This window comes from Leptospira mayottensis 200901116, from assembly GCF_000306675.2.
Taxonomy (GTDB): domain Bacteria; phylum Spirochaetota; class Leptospiria; order Leptospirales; family Leptospiraceae; genus Leptospira; species Leptospira mayottensis.
Window position 1 is genome coordinate 145,950 of the sequence record NZ_CP024872.1, and the last position, 15,140, is coordinate 161,089.

The window sequence follows — 15,140 nt, forward strand, 5'->3', positions numbered from 1 at the left end:
ACTCCGCAAGGAATTTTTTAAATTTCAAAGAAGAGAACTTCTGATTCTTGAAAAGAATGGAAAACGAAAAAGTATTATTGTTTGAGTAGAAACGAAACCTCGAAGAGCTGAAATTTGAAATAAAATCAGTCTTCGAGATTGAAATGAATCGGAACCCGATGCGACATTTTTGTCGGCCTTCCTTGGACGTACCCAGGACTCCAGCGTGCCAGTTTGACGATTTTAAGCGCTGCTTCGTCAAAACCGAAGCCTGCCTTTCCGGAAGCGACTTTTGCTCCTTGCAGATTTCCTTGTTCATCGATTTGAACAATAACCACAACTTGTTTTGTTACGATCCCGGCGGATTTTGCTTGGGGTGGAAAAAAATCTCTCAAGTCAAAATCGATAATCGGAGTTGGAGTTTTATCTCCGTTGTAAGAAAATAAAAATCCGTCTTTGTCGGTTCCGTTGCCGGAAAGAGCGTTTGGATTCAGATCTTCGTCGATCGGATCATCTGCGTTTTTGTCGGAACCTTCCACCCATTCCTGTTTTTCAACGGGAGCAGGAGAAGAGGTCCCACCGATCAATTCGGGAGGAATGTCTTCTAAATCCACTTCCACATCCTGGGTATTCAAATCCTCAGAAGATACCTCCATATCGGGAATATAGGTCGCAATGAAATAAATTCCGATTGAAAGTGAATGCAAAGTAAAAGACACGATCAGACAAAATCGGAACAAGCCGAATCGAATGATCTTTTGTTTAATTTCAGAAACGTTTACCATTCTACTTTCCCGTTTCCCTTAACGTTTTACCGAAAGCGCAATTCTAGTAACTCCAGCTTTACGAATCACTCCCATTGTTTCCGCGATTTTCCCATATGGAAGAGAAGAATCGGCTGAAAGAGTCAGACGCATATTCGGTTTAATTTTAGAATCTCTTTCAAGTTGAGCTTGTAATTTTTCTATAGAAGCTTCCGCTCCTTCTATCAGAATTTTTCCGTCTTTAGTCAAAGCGACTTGAATCGATTGAGCTACATTCGGATCCGCCGCCGCAACCTTGGGAAGGTTGATGTTGATGGATTCTTTTTTTAAGAAGTTAGCGGTCACCATAAAGATCACTAAAAGAACTAGAATCACGTCCACCATCGGAGTGATATTAATATTGCCTATTTCTTCTCCGTCGCCGGAGGGAGCAGAACCTGCCATGTTTTACCTTCTCCTTATAAGTTTATTTCTTACGGGAAAGACTTGCAAGAAACTCTTTTGAAAGAATTTCCAAATTTGCCTGAATGACCTTTAATTTACGAGTAAAATAGTTGTTCGCCATTACGACCGGAATTGCAACTCCTAATCCAGCTGCGGTTGCAAGAAGAGCTGTAGAGATACTTCTCATTACGAATTCAGCTCCAGTACTTCCTAACGTTCCCAGCCCATAGAAGGCTTTGATTACGCCAAGAACCGTTCCCAGTAGACCAATAAAAGGTGCGTTATTTCCTAAAGTGTTTAAAATCGGAAGGTGGTTTTCGAGTTCAACTCTTTCTCCGATGATTTTACCTTCTTGCAGCTCTGCGAGGGCTTCGTGACCAGCTCCGTAATTTTCTGTGGAAAACTGGGAAAACTTTGCATATATATTTGTGGGGTTTTCACTTGCTACAGTCTTTACGGCCCCAAAATCTCCCTTTCTAATTTCAGAGGTTAAGATAGGCAAAACTACGTCAGTATTTCTAAGGTTTCTACGAAAAATTAGAATTCTTTCTGTTCCTACTGCAAGAGCGATAATACTGGCTACGAGCATGACAATAAAAATGAACGTCTCGCCGTACTCAACTAAAAACATAGTCATAATTGGATCCTCTAATATATTTTATTTTATTAAACCGATAAGGTCACAAACGTTCTTTTTAAAACAATATTTTTTATTCCCCGGAAATACTCACACAAGTTTTTGTGCAAGAAAAGGTCCCGGTAGATAATCCTGAAATCTGAGAAAGCCCACTTTCCCCGCAGGTTCCCGCAGAATCTTTACTCGACCAATAGGATCGATTACAATTCATTACGCAGGTTTTAGCTCTATTCGTAAATTTTGCGAACGTAGAGGAATTTAGCAAAACACTGCAAAAATCTTGATACGTTCCAAGTGATGTGTTCCCATTGCTAAACAAGGTAACGATGGCAGCTTCCGAAAGTGGGGTTGGTAAATCGGAAGTTTTGTTCAGACAAGTTTGAGCCGCTTGTAGAGATGTGACACAAGATTCAACCGGATCCGTCGGAGACAAAAGTAAATATTGGAGAAGGACTCTTTTTTCGTTTTCTCTGTTGAAATTATCGTTTTCGTTCGGAAGATTACAATCCCAAATCAAAAGGAATACAAGTAGGAAATACGAAAAGTTTCCGATTCGCTTCCACGAAATAGTGATGAACGGATTCTTTTTCATTAGAACTTCACCTCGATTCCTATGTTAAAGAATGGAATAACCACTCCACCCGATAATGTAATTGTCCCAAATGTCGGACTCGGTTTCGGGTTTGTAGAAGAATAAGGGCGCGTAACGTTAAAAGCTTCTCCAGAAACGTTCTGCCTCATGTAGACGTTGATAATTTCGAAGAACGTGTTTATATAGCCCCACTCGTAATTTAAGAATTTATCGATTCGGATATCAAATCTATGATAATCCGAAAGACGTTTCGTATTAACATAGTCGGCGAGATACGGATTGTTTGCCGAAACCGGCGCCCAGATCGTTTGGTTGTTCGCCGGATTAGAAAATCTACCGCCATCGTCTCCTACAATTGGAGTGATTGGCATGGAAGTTAAGTAAGACCATCTTCCGCCAAGTTGCCAATTCTGGCTGAATTTCCAACCGAAAACTACGTTGATGATATGAGTACGGTCGTAATCATACAAGGTTTCCTTCGAGTTATGATAGGACTGAGCGAGTAATCTTTGTTCCGGCCCGGTAGCAATGGGAGCTATTATTCCATCAGGTTTATAAATATTAGGATTTCTGAATGTTTGAGACCAAGTGTAGGAAATCCAACCGAACCAATCTCTCTTTCCGGGAGTCGCAACTTTACGGATTAGGAGTTCGTAACCTCGGGAATGACCGGATCCGTTGTTCGCATAATTGAGAGGTTTATTGAGAATGTAAGGTTGAAAGACTTTTCCGTACTGATCCGGATTAGTTCCAATAATCTCCGTAATATAAGGATCGGTTCCGATCAAGTTGGAGAATTCTTGTTTAAAGATTTCACCTTTGACTTGCCAATTGGAAGTGAGCTGATGATCGATCCCTCCGCCGTATTTAAAAGCTTTTTGAAATTTCAGGTGAGGATTTCCACTTTGTTCGGAAAAACGGGTATCCAATGGAAAGTTAAAATGATTCCCCGCACCTCCGAAAACGGTAGTTCCTCTAAGGGGACCTTCTTCGAACTTATAAGATATTTGTGCTTTCGGACCGAGAGCGCCGTTTTTGATATAAGGAATGTAATCGTATCTTGCTCCGGGTTCGATGAGTAGTCCGCCGAATTTAATTTTCATCGTTGTATAAGCGTTATAATATTTGCTTTGTACTCGATTGTTATCCGAAACGGTTTTAAAATCGGGAGTTACCGTATCATACGGGTTCGGATCCGGATTATTAGAATCGGTTTGTTGGATCGTATTTCCTGTAGTACTATAGTTGAGAAATCGCATTTCGGAACCGAATTCCAAGGTTAGATGTTTATTCGGCTCCCAATAAGCATCTTGTCGAATCCCGTTGTAAGCGCCGCTTGCTTTTTGTTTTGCTTTCAGAGAACCGAATAAAACGTTGTAATCCACAAACGGATCGTAACTAATCAAGGTGATTCGATTAACGAATTTTTCGGAATGTCTCCAAATATAACGTAAGGCTTGAGTACGATAACCTTGTCCCACTGAAAGATTTCCGCCCGAATATTCGGCAAATTGGTCCTTGGTAGGGTCGTTGTATCTTTTTACGGGAGGATTGAATGCAGTATCGTCTTTTGCAGTTAAAGAATAGAACGAAATCTGATGTTTATCGTTAAAGTTATAGACCATTTTCACTTGAGAATCCGTATAACGCGGTAAACGCACCCCGTCTGGAAGAGAGCTAACGCCTGTAATAGTTCCGAGAGTCTCAAACGTTTTATCCATATAACCGACTTTCACAGCTCCTAGGATATAACCTTTTCCGTTCGCAAAAGTGGTTTGGTAATTCGCGGAAGCGGCCCAGAGAGAAGACAAAAAATTTCCGCTGGATCGTTCCACTTTATCGGGAGATTCGATTTCGATCACCCCCCCTAACGCGTTGTTGAAGTTTGCGGGGAGAACTCCCGTATAAACGTCCATCGATTTGATTAAGTTTCCGTTGATCGTAGCAGTCAAACCGTCAAAGTGAAATGGATATAAAATCGGAAGATCGTCGTAAAGATAAAGGTTCGTAGTCGGATCGGCACCTCGGAAGGAGTAGTTACTTGCACCACCTCCAAAAGCGGAAACAGGAACGACTCCAGGAATTGTTTCGATCGAGCGAAGCGGTTCTCCGAAAGTACCGGGCATTCGCTTGATCTCCTCAAAGCGAAGTTTGGTGCGAGACATGAGTTGTTTTTCTCGCTCTCCGGTTACGTCGATGATTGAACCTTTCGATCCACCACTGCTTCCACTTTTGGGCGACTGATCGGAATCAAGAATGACAAGTTCCTCTCCTTCCCCGATTTCCTTGCGAATTTCTTGAAACCCTGTATCTTTTAAAATACGAAACGTATAAGCACCGGAAGAAGGAGCTACCGCTTGAAAATATCCTTCCGCATTGGTCTGATAGAACTTTTTAGTTTCAGAAAGCAGAACCCTTACGTTTGCCTCTCCCGAATTTTTACTACGAGAATAAACACGGGCACGGAAAGAAACTTCCGCAAATACTTCCATAGTTGGAACCGTAAGAAAGATAAGAAATAAAAACGAAATTCGTTTTTTCAACGTTACGAATCGCTCAATTGATACGGCACGAAGAATGACTAATATGGTTTTAATGATTTTCATCGTCGCCTTACTATAATTTAATTTTTACAAATACTTCCTGAAAGTTTATATACCAAGGTATATCGCCGATGGGATTGTCCACATAGATCAAAACGCAAGCTAAAGGATACGAAACAAAAGGACATTCCGAACGGGTGATTGCAATCGTACAGATATCTAAATTTCTTTGTTTAACACCTTGCACGGTAAACGGAATCGGAGTAGGAATCGGGTTTCCACATTTATTGCTCAAATACTTTGCGGCGGCATAAATCTGACTTTGAGAATCCCCCGCCGAAACAACCTCGGATTTTGTGCAATTTTGCGAAAATGTTGCCAGGATCAAAACGGAAATAAACCCCAAGAAAGAACGTTGCAAACACACTAATCTGTGTCTGAAGGTATTTCTTTTGACTAAGGCCGAATTTACAGAATTTACTAAAGAATATTTTAACATACTAATTCTTTTTATTGCCTCCCACGGAAATCCCTCCGGACTCAAGGGTCGGATTTGGTTTTTCATCTTTTGAAGGAGTGGCATCCGTGGAAAATTCTTTCTTTTGTAATTCCAATCTCAGTCTTTCCTTTTCCGCTTCCTCTTTATTTCCAATTACACTACCTTTGACTTTCAAAACGGAAACTGTCCCAAGAGGAAACATGACATGTGTTTCGTGCCAAACTTTGATATTTATGAGACTTCTTCCACCCGGAACTTTTTGAACCGCTTGGCTGAGCGCGTAGTCGATACTAATCGGATTTGTGATTGGAATGATTCCGAAGATAAAAAACGTTGAAGACTCACCTTCTGATTCTTTTTCTAAAATATCATATTCAGAAGTTCGTATAATCGTTGCCGAATCATAAAGAGCTGGCGCACGCACACGCCCGCCCGGTTTGAATAAGGTAGCTCCCATACAATTTCCGAGAACGGAAAAGATTAAGATCGTTAAAAACCCAATGATAAGATTCTTATTTTCTTTTTTTGGCGTTCTGGCCATTGAGTTGATCCTCGAATTTGATCGCTTCCGCATTGATATGGAGCCTATTGACGGTGAGGAAAAGAAAAATGTATTTATCCGTCCAATAACGGATATTAATCAAAGCATCCGCTTCCTTTTCAGCCAACATCGTAGTTACTACTTTGTCGATCGGAGGTTCAGAGAGGGGGATTCCCACAATTGCGATATCAAACGTACTCCAGATTTTATGCCCTTCCACAGGACCGATCACGTTATATTTACGATCCGCAACTGGAATGTTACTTGTTGCAATTCCAGCGGAAGAAGTTGCACAATGGAATAGAATCAAAGATACAAAAAATAAAGAAAGAATTTGAAAAGTTTTCACAATACCCACCTGCAATCCTAGTTAATTTACTTCCAATTAGTTTTGCATCTTAATTATTTGATAGAAGATTATATCTACTGGTATTATTTATGGGATATGCCAGTGCAAGAAAAATTTTAGATTTAAATATTATAGATTTCGATTGTTGAATTTATTTTCGGATGAATATGGTGACTTTTGCTCACCGGAGATCGTCTTTTACTACGCACTCGACTCAAAAGCTGAACTTCTTAATTCTTTCCTATACAAACAAATTCGATACAGTTTTAGACCACTGTATGGGTTCGGGTACTACCGGTATTTCTTGCATTAAGACTGAGAGAAGATTCATAGGGATCGAAAAAGACAAAGGATATTGAGAGTGTCGGCTTGATTGTGTAAATGACTTGTGAATAACCAAAAAGTAACAAGGATAAACCCAATATGAGCAACCCCAAAAATCGAGCTGAAGAGCTACTCGATGAATTAATCAAAGATAAGAGTCCTGAAGATCTACTGGGAAATGAAGGCCTCTTAAAGCAACTAACGAAATCACTGATAGAGCGAGCGATGCAAGGTGAGATGACGCATCACCTTGGATACGAGAAGAATTCCTCGTTGGGAAATAACACAGGAAATTCTCGGAATGGAAAAAGTAGCAAAAAGCTCAAAGGAGATTTTGGAACAATCGATTTGGAAATACCTCGAGACAGAAACGGCAGTTTCGAACCTCAGATCATACAAAAAGGTCAGACACGTTTTACCGGCTTCGATGACAAAATCATTTCGATGTATTCACGCGGAATGACCACACGAGAAATTACCCAACATCTCCAAGAAATCTATCAAGTGGAAGTCTCAGCGGATCTGATCTCAGAAGTCACCGATTCGGTACTGGAAACGGTGATTGAGTGGCATTGGATAAAGTATATCCGATTCTCATCATGGACGCGTTAGTCGTAAAGGTGAGAGATGGTAACCACGTAGTGAACAAATCCTTCTATTTGGCTTTAGGAATCAATCTACAGGGAACAAAAGAGATTCTTGGGATCTGGGTAGAACGCACTGAAGGAGCGAAGTTCTGGCTTCAGATCTTAACCGATTTAAAGAATCGCGGAGTTGAAGATATCTTAATTGCTTGTGTCGACGGGTTAAAGGGATTTCCGGATACGATCATATCAGTTTTTCCTAATGCACAAGTTCAACTTTGTATCGTTCATATGGTAAGGAATTCTTTGAAATGGGTTTCTTACAAACAGAAGAAAGAGTTGATGATTGATTTAAAGGCTATCTACAAATCTCCGTCGGCAGAGATTGCTAAGAAAAGCCTTGATGATTTTTCAACCAAATGGGACAGTCAATATCCGATGATCAGCAAGTCCTGGAGAAACAATTGGGAATCGGTGATTCCTTTTTTGGCATATCCACCTAATATTCGTAAGGCGATTTACACCACAAACGCTATCGAATCTATGAATATGGGTTTAAGAAAAATTATCAAGAATCGGGGTTCGTTTCCTACCGATGAAGCGGCTATCAAGCTTCTTTATTTAGCTTTGAATAATATGTCTAAAAAATGGACCATGCCTATTCAAGATTGGGGGAAAGCCATGAACCAATTTTCGATTATTTTCGAGGATCGGTTGAAGTTCGATTCGTTTTAAGATATGTCATTTACACAGGAGCGCTGACACCCTCAGGATATTTCGATCTTGCTAAATCCAGAATCTCTAAAGCCAAAAAAGAAAACGTAGAAACTCTTTTTTCGGATCTAACCTTATCTTCCTAATCAAAACATCCCTTATGTTTAGTCACATAAAAGTGGACATTCTTTTATACACCACACTCGTAACTCTTGTGGGATGGTGTTTTTTTGGGTTACTTGCTTTGGTTATTTTTCTTCTTATCAATTGAGAGTAGGGTTTTTAGGTTTTATAAGGGAAATTTATTGATTTTGCGAGTTTCGTTCGTAGTACAAGATTAAAATAAAGGTAGAAAAATATTCCAGCAAACAAAGAGACCGCTTCTCCAATCAAAAATACGGTGATCCAATTCTCAATCATTACTTTTGTATGTGTCCGGAATCGGTTCCAAAGCGTTAGGAGGTATTTCTAAAATTCTTTCCTATTGCCTTCCAAAGCAAATCCTACAGAATAATTATTACTTTCCCATACTATTTACTTTTTTAAACTCTGAAGAGGGGTCTTTTTTTTATTGATCGTAAATATAATTATATGACAATTTTTAAAGTAATAAAATTTTCACAGAATGGTATCGACCAAGGCTTAACGACTCGAGCTTGCTTTGCAAGCGAAGTGACGGAAACAAAATACGCCGAAGGCAAGCAAGAGTTGTGAAGCGCAGTGTCAGAGAGCCGACAGTAAAACACTTGGGCTTTTAATCAACCCGTTCTTGGAAGTGTTTGAATACTATCAAGTTTAAGCTTTAATTTTTCTTTCTGTTTTCTTATCTCAAGATCATTCTGTAAATTTATCCAAAACTTATCTGACATCCCAAAGAACTTCGCTAACCTCAACGACATGTCTACAGTAACTTTACGCTTATTATGAAGAATCTCCAAAATAGTGGAGGTTGATACATGTAATTCTTTTGCTAAACGATACGGGGTAATTTCTAAGGGATCCAGAAATTCTTCTCTCAGTATTTGAGAAACTGTCGGCGTAGGAATTCTTTTAGTCTTCATAATTACCTGCTCAATGATAATCTACTATGGAAACTTCAAAACAATTTCCGGTCTGAAAATCTAAATACTAATCTCCATTGGTCGTTAATTCTAATAGAGCAATAAGCCCTTAAATTTCCTTTTAAATGCTCAAATCTATTAGCTGGAGGACTTTTAAGATCCTCTTCTTTCTCCGCATTTTCTAAAATGAGAAGTTTGATTAGCACCCTGCTTGAATTTCTGGTGGAATTTTCTTTGAAAACTCTTGGTGATAGATTCTTTCTGTTTCTTTATCCCCAAAAGATTTAATCATTCAAGAATATATTTGCAATACAGATACATTTGTCAAGGAGATATATTTCCATTTTCTACTCGAACGGAGCGAGGAGACGAAGTTAGGGCAGCTTTATTAAAACAGTTGGTTATATCTACAATTATATTTCTGGTTTCCCAGAATTTTTGGGTTGCTCGCCGTAGTTCTTCGATTCTTTGTCTTTCGATAAACGGATTTTTTGTTTCTGAATTAACTTCTTTTTTCTATACTTTTACAAAAATTACCCATTAATTTTCGGTACCATTTTCATCCGTTCGAATAGTAAGTTTATTTTTTTTACATCTCATTGAGAAAATAAAACAAAAGACGACTCCCTTATCTATACATTCCAAATCAAGAATATAATTAAATTTCAGTAAACGACTTAAAAAAATAATTCTGTAAGATAATAAAGAGGACCATTCACTTGTATAAGAACCTGGACAAAACCTTGCAGCTTGATCTTGCTGACAAAGCAGAAAACTAAAGCGTTCGCTCCCGACGGGTCGCTCAAAGAAACTCAAGCCGTCTCGCTTCTATTGTCGCTCGACGGGTTTTAGGACGCACTGTAAGTCTTATAAAAAAGGGAAAAAATTAAAAATCGCATTAGAAATGAAATCTAAATCGATTTATTCTTAAATACGTTTTCGATATTCTGTGATCAATTTCTCTGCTGCTTGAAAGGAACTGATCTGATGACGACTCACTTTTTCTTTCATATCTTTGTAGAGATCTTTCATTTGAGTCTTAAAATCTTCCGTAAGATGTTCGGATACGGATTCTTCTAACCAATAATTTGCTTGATTCGTTCTTCGGATTTCGAAGTAACCGTTCGACTTTAAAGTTTTCTCATATTCTAAAATTTGATTCCAAATTTCGGGAATTCCTTCTCCCGAGAGAGAAGAACAAGTAGACACCTTGGGTATCCATCCGTTTTCGTTGGTTGGAAAAAAGTGAATTGCAGATTGAGTTTCGGTTCTGGTTATTTCGGCTCTTGTTTTGTTGTCTCCGTCCGCCTTTGTTATGGCTAGCAAATCGGCCATTTCCATGATTCCACGTTTGATTCCTTGGAGTTCGTCTCCCGCTCCTGCAATGAGAAGAAGTAAAAACAAATCCACCATGGAATGCACTACCGTTTCCGATTGCCCGACTCCAACGGTTTCCACAAAGATCGTATCAAAGCCCGCCGCTTCGCAGAGATAAATCGTTTCTCTCGTTTTTCGGGCGACTCCTCCTAAGGATTTCCCCGAGGGAGAAGGGCGAATAAACGCGGATTCGTTTCTTGAGAGTTCGGGCATTCTCGTTTTATCTCCAAGAATACTTCCCCCCGAAATTTGACTGGAAGGATCAATAGTCAATACGGCTAACTTTTTTCCTTGAGAGATGGTATACATTCCGAAGGATTCGATGAATGTACTTTTACCGACTCCGGGAATTCCTGTGATTCCGATCCGAATCGATTTGCCGGAATGAGGAAGGCAAGCTTCTATGATCTTTTCCGCAAGTTCTTTATGATCGGCGCGCGAACTTTCGACGAGAGTAATCGCTCTGGCGAGCATTACTCTGTTCCCCGAAAGAACTCCTTGGACGAATTCTTCCGCCGTCGGGAGAACCTTTCTGGATATCCCGGTGGATTGGAGAGGAATCTCGGATTGTTCTCCAGAACTCAAGGACGATTTTCCTTTATACGTTTACTTTAGAAGTTTCCAAATCTCGAATGAGAAGTTCCAAAATACCCACAGCGGCTTTGGAGATTTTTGTTCCCGGTCCGAAAATTCCAGTAACTCCCGCTTTATAAAGAGTATCATAATCTTGTTGGGGGATCACCCCGCCCGCGACAACCATAATGTCTTTTCTTCCAAGTTTTTCCAGTTCTTTTATGACCTGTGGGACAAGGGTTTTGTGACCTGCAGCTAAACTAGAAATTCCAAGAATATGCACGTCATTTTCCACTGCTTGTTTGGCGGCTTCCGCAGGAGTTTGGAAAAGGGGTCCTATATCGACGTCAAATCCCATGTCTGCAAAACTCGTAGAAATCACTTTCGCGCCTCGATCGTGTCCGTCTTGTCCCATCTTAGCCACCATGATTCTAGGACGGCGCCCTTCTAAAATCGCAAATCGGTCCGAAAGTTCTTTCGCTTTTTTGAAATCCGGATCGTCTTCGATTTCGGAGGAATAAACACCCGAGATAGAACGAATTGTGGCTTGGTATCTTCCGAATACTTTTTCCATAGCGTACGAAATTTCCCCGAGGGTCGCTCGTTTACGAGCGGCGTCCACCGCAAGCGTTAGAAGATTTCCTTCTCCACCCTCTGCACATTTTGTGATCGCGTCGAGTGCAGACGTTACGTCTACGTCGTTTCGATTTTTTTTGAGTTCCTGAAGTCTACGGATTTGAGACTCTCTCACAGCAGTATTATCGATATCTAATATGTCTAAAGGTTTTTCTGCAACCGCTTTGTAGCGATTGACTCCTACGATCACATCTTTCCCGGAATCGATCTTAGCCTGTTTGCGAGCGGCAGCTTCCTCAATTCTCATTTTGGGAATTCCGGTTTCGATTGCCTTTGCAATTCCGCCTAACTTTTCCACTTCTTCGATGAGTTCCCAAGCACGATGCGCGAGAGAATGTGTCAGAGATTCCACGTAATACGACCCTCCCCATGGATCCACGACTCTGTGAATGTTTGTTTCTTCTTGGAGAAAAATCTGAGTATTTCTTGCGATTCTCGCGGAGAAATCCGTCGGAAGGGCTATCGCTTCGTCAAGCGCGTTCGTATGAAGGGATTGGGTATGACCAAGTGCAGCGGCCAATGCCTCAATACAGGTTCGTGCTACGTTGTTGAACGGATCCTGTTCGGTTAAACTCCAGCCCGAAGTTTGGCAATGGGTTCGAAGCGCGAGAGATTTTAAGTTCTTAGGATGAAATTGTTTTACGAGTTTAGCCCAGAGAAGACGTCCCGCTCTCATCTTTGCGATTTCCATAAAGTGATTCATTCCGATTGCCCAGAAAAAAGACAAGCGAGGCGCAAACGTATCCACGTCCATTCCCGCTTTGATTCCTGTTCTTAAATATTCCAAACCGTCTGCGAGAGTGTAGGCGAGTTCTATGTCCGCTGTGGCTCCGGCTTCTTGCATGTGATAACCCGAAATAGAAATCGAATTGAACTTGGGCATAAAGTCGGAAGTGTATTTGAAAATGTCTGCGATAATTTTCATCGATGGTGCCGGTGGATAGATGTAGGTGTTTCGCACCATGAATTCTTTTAGAATGTCGTTCTGAATCGTGCCAGAAAGTTTGTCCGCACCGACACCTTGTTCTTCGGCGGCTACGATGTAAAACGCCAACACAGGAATCACCGCTCCATTCATCGTCATTGATACGGACATTTGATCCAGAGGGATCTGATCGAATAGAATTTTCATATCCAGGACCGAATCGATCGCAACTCCCGCTTTTCCCACGTCCCCGACCACTCGTTCGTGATCGGAATCGTATCCTCTGTGAGTCGCTAGGTCGAACGCGACCGAAAGACCTTTTTGTCCCGCAGCCAAGTTCCTACGATAGAATGCGTTGGATTCTTCCGCAGTGGAAAAACCAGCATACTGACGAATGGTCCAAGGTTGCTGAACATACATCGTGGAATAAGGACCGCGTAAGTAAGGAGGAATTCCCGCAACGTAATCAAGGTGTTCCATGCCCTCCAGATCTTCTACGGTATAAACCGGCTTGACCGGAATTTTTTCAGGAGTATTCCACAAAATTTGTTCCATGGAATTAAGGCCTAAATCTCCAAGGGCAGCTTTTTCCCAGTCGGATTTGGAAACATTCCCACTTCCATGTGACGCATAACGTTTTGGATCGAAATTCGGACGTTTCATCGAATGCCCAGCCTTTTTTGAATGAGTTTCAGAGTTTCTAAATGTTGGGACCTGACGTGAATGAAAAATTCGATCCCTTTGGATTTTAGAAAATCGATTTGTTCTGTAGGATTTCCCGCTATAATCCCGACCAGATGGTGATTTTGTTTTTTTAAAACCGCGAAGGTAGAATTCACAAAATCGGTTATTTCTTCATCGCTTGTACAGAAAACGACTACATCCGCTTTTGTTTCTTTCAAACCTTGAAGCGCTTCTTCGGGAGTGGAATAACTTCCCGGATCGACTACCTTGTAGCCCGCACAAGTCAGAAAATTTTGTGAAAAAATGGCACGCGCTTTTTTCATTTTGAGATCTCCCATCGGGAGAAGAAGAACAGTCGGAACTTTTCCGGTCTTTTTCGAAAAACTCTCAGTCCCGAATCGAATCTCTTCGATTCCGGCACCTGCTCTGAATTCTGAGATTCTTTCACAAGTGATTTCGCCTGAGATACTCTCGATATCGCCTAATGTTTGATTCTGATTGAGAGTAGGGACTTTATCTTCTCCGTTCGGATACTGATTAGTTCCAAGAAGAATCTCCTTTCGGCTGGCAAAATTTTCTTCTTTCTTTTTTCTAGACTCAGCGATTCTTTTTTGTATGATTCCTTTTTGAACGGCCTCTAAAAATCCTCCAACGGATTCGATCTCACAGAAAATTTCCCAAGCTTTTTTTGTAAGCGAATCCGTGAGCGACTCAAGATAATACGAACCTGCGGAAGGATCCACTACCTTATCTAAGTGTGATTCGTGTTTCATCAACAATTGGATGTTCCGAGCGATTCTCAAGGAGAACGAATCGGAAGTTTTTAAAATGTTGTCGTATGGAGAAACGCTGATAACTTCACAACCACCGATCGCGGCGGACATGGCCTCGGTTGTTGCACGAAGCATATTCACGTTTGGATCATAGGCACTGTAATTATATCTACAAGTTTGTGCGCTTAAAAAAGCGTGGAGAGAATTTTCCTCCTTGGGAGAAAATTCTTTGAGAATCCCAGCCCAAAGAATTCTCGCGGCGCGTAACTTTGCAATTTCCAAAAAGTAATCCGGACCGATGGAGAACTCGAACATCAACTGGGAAGCGATCGTATCCACGGTCATTCCAATCGTCTTAAGTTGTTGTACATACTCAGTTGCTGCCGCCAGCGTAAATGCAAGCTCCTCCGAAATAGTGGAACCCGCGTCCCGGAATGTAGAAGAATTTACCGACAAACCTCTGTAATACGGCCAAGAAGAAGCAATTGTTTCCAAAATTTCTTTGAGCCCCGTGATCGAATGTTTTCCCGATTTTCCGTGTTTGAGTAAAATCCGATACGGATCGTATCCGAGTCCTCCGGCAAACATTTTGTCTTTGGGAAGCCAAGAAAAAATTTCGGGGGATTTTTCCTCCGCGATGAAGTGAAGAGTCACTTCATCGAAAGGAAGTCCTTCGATGAGGGTTTCCAAATCTTTAGAAGAATGTACCGGAATCCCTGCTTGAGAAGAGGTTTTATTTTCGATGATAAATCCGATTGCTGTCACACCGTTAGCCGTCGCTTCTTTTGCCAATCGATTGGCCTCGGCTACCGAAGGTGAATCGAAGTCTTGTCGAATGCTCCAGTCTTGAACGAGTTTTCGAGTGGATCTAACAAAGGGAATAGTTCCGGGAAGATTGGAAGTTAGCCATTGTTTATCGCTGATATCGTCTTTCGTATAAACAGGTTGGATCTTAAATCCTTCCGTCGTTTCCCAAACTAGTTTCTTTTCAAAGTCCGCTCCCTTGAGGTCTTTTTGAATGAGTGCAATCCAGGCTTCCCGAGTAGCGGTAGGGAAGTCTGTAAATAGTTTTTGATCAGCCATTTTGATTTTTCTCTTTTTTTAGGAAGCTTCTATAAGGTTCCCTTTCTAGGGAACCTTG

The 15,140-nt window shown here is 41.0% G+C and carries 12 protein-coding genes and 4 pseudogenes; 3 read left to right on the forward strand and 13 right to left on the reverse strand.

From position 1 onward, the window contains the following. Positions 1 to 125 precede the first annotated feature (125 nt). The 8 genes from LEP1GSC190_RS18215 to LEP1GSC190_RS18250 all read right to left on the reverse strand — a co-directional run bounded on the left by LEP1GSC190_RS18215 (position 126) and on the right by LEP1GSC190_RS18250 (position 6,348). The gene (locus LEP1GSC190_RS18215; RefSeq protein ID WP_002749301.1) at positions 126 to 764 is read right to left on the reverse strand and encodes an energy transducer TonB; all 639 of its coding nucleotides are present in this window, start codon (positions 762 to 764) and stop codon (positions 126 to 128) included. Positions 765 to 782: 18 nt separating this feature from the next. Beyond that, complete coding sequence (locus LEP1GSC190_RS18220; protein ID WP_002749515.1) at positions 783 to 1,187, reverse strand: ExbD/TolR family protein; 405 nt, start codon at positions 1,185 to 1,187, stop codon at positions 783 to 785. A 22-nt stretch (positions 1,188 to 1,209) separates the two neighbouring features. Further along, complete coding sequence (locus LEP1GSC190_RS18225; protein WP_036036102.1) at positions 1,210 to 1,824, reverse strand: MotA/TolQ/ExbB proton channel family protein; 615 nt, start codon at positions 1,822 to 1,824, stop codon at positions 1,210 to 1,212. Positions 1,825 to 1,897: 73 nt separating this feature from the next. Further along, a complete protein-coding gene (locus tag LEP1GSC190_RS18230) occupies positions 1,898 to 2,416 on the reverse strand; it encodes a hypothetical protein (protein ID WP_002749608.1) in 519 nt (172 codons plus the stop codon). Continuing rightward, entirely contained in the window at positions 2,416 to 5,022 is a 2,607-nt protein-coding gene (locus tag LEP1GSC190_RS18235) for a TonB-dependent receptor plug domain-containing protein (protein WP_002749631.1), read from the reverse strand. The genes LEP1GSC190_RS18230 and LEP1GSC190_RS18235 overlap by 1 nt, the downstream gene beginning before the upstream one ends. Positions 5,023 to 5,032: 10 nt before the next feature. After that, positions 5,033 to 5,458 (reverse strand): hypothetical protein, encoded by a 426-nt coding sequence (locus LEP1GSC190_RS18240; protein WP_036036103.1) that lies wholly within the window; start codon positions 5,456 to 5,458, stop codon positions 5,033 to 5,035. Between the two features lies 1 nt (position 5,459). After that, complete coding sequence (locus tag LEP1GSC190_RS18245) at positions 5,460 to 5,999, reverse strand: hypothetical protein (protein ID WP_002749194.1); 540 nt, start codon at positions 5,997 to 5,999, stop codon at positions 5,460 to 5,462. After that, positions 5,971 to 6,348: an LIC20211 family lipoprotein gene (locus LEP1GSC190_RS18250; RefSeq protein ID WP_036048612.1), complete on the reverse strand. Its 378-nt coding sequence runs from the start codon at positions 6,346 to 6,348 to the stop codon at positions 5,971 to 5,973. The genes LEP1GSC190_RS18245 and LEP1GSC190_RS18250 overlap by 29 nt, the downstream gene beginning before the upstream one ends. 206 nt (positions 6,349 to 6,554) lie before the next feature. Here LEP1GSC190_RS18250 and LEP1GSC190_RS18255 point away from each other — a divergent pair. From LEP1GSC190_RS18255 to LEP1GSC190_RS20880, 3 pseudogenes are all read left to right on the forward strand, one after another. Continuing rightward, positions 6,555 to 6,704, forward strand: a pseudogene (locus LEP1GSC190_RS18255) (DNA methyltransferase); the annotation flags it as partial. A gap of 67 nt (positions 6,705 to 6,771) precedes the next feature. Then, a pseudogene (locus tag LEP1GSC190_RS18260) lies at positions 6,772 to 7,991 on the forward strand (IS256 family transposase). 32 nt (positions 7,992 to 8,023) lie between these two features. Then, positions 8,024 to 8,116, forward strand: a pseudogene (locus LEP1GSC190_RS20880) (DNA methyltransferase); the annotation flags it as partial. Positions 8,117 to 8,728: 612 nt separating this feature from the next. Here LEP1GSC190_RS20880 and LEP1GSC190_RS18270 read toward each other — a convergent pair. The 5 genes and pseudogenes from LEP1GSC190_RS18270 to LEP1GSC190_RS18295 form a co-directional block, all read right to left on the reverse strand. Further along, positions 8,729 to 9,031, reverse strand: a complete 303-nt coding sequence (locus LEP1GSC190_RS18270) for a HigA family addiction module antitoxin (RefSeq protein ID WP_002749284.1) — start codon at positions 9,029 to 9,031, stop codon at positions 8,729 to 8,731. A 10-nt stretch (positions 9,032 to 9,041) separates the two neighbouring features. Further along, positions 9,042 to 9,323: pseudogene (locus tag LEP1GSC190_RS21255) on the reverse strand (type II toxin-antitoxin system RelE/ParE family toxin). A gap of 635 nt (positions 9,324 to 9,958) precedes the next feature. Further along, positions 9,959 to 10,993: a methylmalonyl Co-A mutase-associated GTPase MeaB gene (gene meaB / locus LEP1GSC190_RS18285; RefSeq protein WP_002749402.1), complete on the reverse strand. Its 1,035-nt coding sequence runs from the start codon at positions 10,991 to 10,993 to the stop codon at positions 9,959 to 9,961. 13 nt (positions 10,994 to 11,006) lie between these two features. Further along, a complete protein-coding gene (gene scpA, locus LEP1GSC190_RS18290) occupies positions 11,007 to 13,205 on the reverse strand; it encodes a methylmalonyl-CoA mutase (protein ID WP_002749204.1) in 2,199 nt (732 codons plus the stop codon). Then, on the reverse strand, positions 13,202 to 15,082 hold the full coding sequence (locus tag LEP1GSC190_RS18295; RefSeq protein WP_002749580.1) for a methylmalonyl-CoA mutase family protein: 1,881 nt from the start codon (positions 15,080 to 15,082) through the stop codon (positions 13,202 to 13,204). Before LEP1GSC190_RS18295 ends, scpA begins: the two co-directional genes overlap by 4 nt. Between the last annotated feature and the right edge of the window lie 58 nt (positions 15,083 to 15,140).

Bases quoted from the DNA above. Each gene is read 5' to 3' on its own strand.
- LEP1GSC190_RS18215 (WP_002749301.1), bottom strand. From the start codon at position 764: ATGGTAAACGTTTCTGAAATTAAACAAAAGATCATTCGATTCGGCTTG.
- LEP1GSC190_RS18220 (WP_002749515.1), bottom strand. From the start codon at position 1,187: ATGGCAGGTTCTGCTCCCTCCGGCGACGGAGAAGAAATAGGCAATATT.
- LEP1GSC190_RS18225 (WP_036036102.1), bottom strand. From the start codon at position 1,824: ATGACTATGTTTTTAGTTGAGTACGGCGAGACGTTCATTTTTATTGTC.
- LEP1GSC190_RS18230 (WP_002749608.1), bottom strand. From the start codon at position 2,416: ATGAAAAAGAATCCGTTCATCACTATTTCGTGGAAGCGAATCGGAAAC.
- LEP1GSC190_RS18235 (WP_002749631.1), bottom strand. From the start codon at position 5,022: ATGAAAATCATTAAAACCATATTAGTCATTCTTCGTGCCGTATCAATT.
- LEP1GSC190_RS18240 (WP_036036103.1), bottom strand. From the start codon at position 5,458: ATGTTAAAATATTCTTTAGTAAATTCTGTAAATTCGGCCTTAGTCAAA.
- LEP1GSC190_RS18245 (WP_002749194.1), bottom strand. From the start codon at position 5,999: ATGGCCAGAACGCCAAAAAAAGAAAATAAGAATCTTATCATTGGGTTT.
- LEP1GSC190_RS18270 (WP_002749284.1), bottom strand. From the start codon at position 9,031: ATGAAGACTAAAAGAATTCCTACGCCGACAGTTTCTCAAATACTGAGA.
- scpA (WP_002749204.1), bottom strand. From the start codon at position 13,205: ATGAAACGTCCGAATTTCGATCCAAAACGTTATGCGTCACATGGAAGT.
- LEP1GSC190_RS18295 (WP_002749580.1), bottom strand. From the start codon at position 15,082: ATGGCTGATCAAAAACTATTTACAGACTTCCCTACCGCTACTCGGGAA.